Below are 1,581 nucleotides of genomic sequence, written 5' to 3' on the forward strand. Positions count from 1 at the left end.
ATACCAAAGGGGCCCTGCCGGGCAACAGCCAGCAGGGCCATCCACAGTTTAGGTGTTGTCCTAGGGCAACAGCCGCGTCTCGCCGCCAATGGGCCCAAAGATGGCGTCGTCGCCCAAGAAGAGCCACTCTCCTGTCGGCGGCAGGCGGCGGCCTTCTGGGGGCAGGGTATAAGAATCCGCCGCCGCAAGATTGATGCCAGTAAACCCCAGATCCTGCATGGCCGCTGCCGTAATGCGGCTAAGAACGGGGCGCAGGGGCGGAGGGGGCAGGATAGGCGTCATCAGCTCAAGGCCCAACGTCCCCCGCCAATGAGCTTCTACCTGCAGCTCCACCGGCACATTGCCAAGTCCGCCAAGGCTGTTGTACTGAGCCACAGCTTGAGGGCCCGCAAAGCGCGGGTTGTCGGTGCCACGGTTGAGGAGAAGGGGACGCCAATTGGGTATGGTGCCAAAGCCGAGCACATGGCCCAACTCGTGCAGAACCACGTGGAATAGACGCCCCTCAGCTTCTAGCCTGGCCAGATCGGCAGGGTCTAGCCCTACTATGCCATAGGGGAAAATGCCGATCCCGGGCCGGGGAGAGCCACAGGGGCCACCTTGGCCAAGGGTCCCCCCCGGAGCGCTAGGGCCAGAGAGAAGCCGGGCACCGGTTACCTGCACCAAGATGTCGTCCACCCGGCGATTGACCAGCGCTGTTGGCGGGAAACCACCTGAGCAGAAACCGGCCTGCAGTATTACGGCAGCATCGGGCAGATCGCCGGTGATGATCTGCTCCCAGCGCCGGGCCGCTTGCAGAACAATATCGCGCTGGGAAGGGCTGAGGCTATTGTCGATAAATTCAACCTCGATGTTGAAGCCGCCGGCAGGGGGAGAAGCTGTAGGAGCAGGAGTAGGTGCCGAGCCAACCAGAGCAGTCCTAAGCTGGAAAACGCCTGTAGCACCACGGTCGTAACTGCTAACCCGCACCAAGTAGTTAATTCCAGCTTGCACAACCAAGTCTAGCTGGGAATTCCTACTCCCCCAAAGTCGTCGTTTTCGGCAATTACCTGCCCGGTAGCCTGGTTAACGATGAAGAGGTAAGTATCAAACTCGCTGCTGGAAAGCTGGATCCGCACCGTTTGCCCCATGGACGCGCTGAGCAGGAAGTCCTGGATGAAGTGATCCGGGCGACGGGGATCCCGCGGACTACTGGTGGTCAGGCGACCCGTTACCGTCTGCGGCACCCCCAGGATGGTGATCTCATCAGGGGGTGACGGCGAGGGCGAGGCCGTGGGGGAAGGAGTAGGCGAGGCTGTCGGTGGGACAAACCCCGGCCCCGGCAACCTGGCTGCCTGTTCGGGCGTCAGGTTAAGGGGAGGCTGTAGCCGCAGCACATTGTTGACAAAATCGTTGATGCGGTTGGCGTCGCGGGTTCGCAGAGTGTCAATGGCAAACAAGATGGCCGCGTCGCGAATCGTTCCCCCCCTGCCGTCGCCATCGAAGTCAGAAATGGCAACTGGGTTGGGGTTGGCCGTGGTCCCCTCCGCCAAAGTTATGGGCGGCTGCCCCCGCAAAACGTTGGTGACAAAGCTAACAATCTGG

Annotated in this window: 1 protein-coding gene and 1 pseudogene; both read right to left on the reverse strand. The window is 61.5% G+C overall.

What is annotated here, in order from left to right; all coding sequences use genetic code 11:
* Positions 1-60 precede the first annotated feature (60 nt).
* Positions 61-996: a hypothetical protein gene (locus tag NW853_RS05275; RefSeq protein WP_414348190.1), complete on the reverse strand. Its 936-nt coding sequence runs from the start codon at positions 994-996 to the stop codon at positions 61-63.
* Between the two features lie 2 nt (positions 997-998).
* Positions 999-1,581 (reverse strand): annotated as a pseudogene (locus NW853_RS05280) (peptidase M8); the annotation flags it as partial.

The sequence above is a fragment of the Synechococcus sp. H55.11 genome (assembly GCF_047462475.1).
Taxonomy (GTDB): Bacteria; Cyanobacteriota; Cyanobacteriia; order Thermostichales; family Thermostichaceae; genus Thermostichus.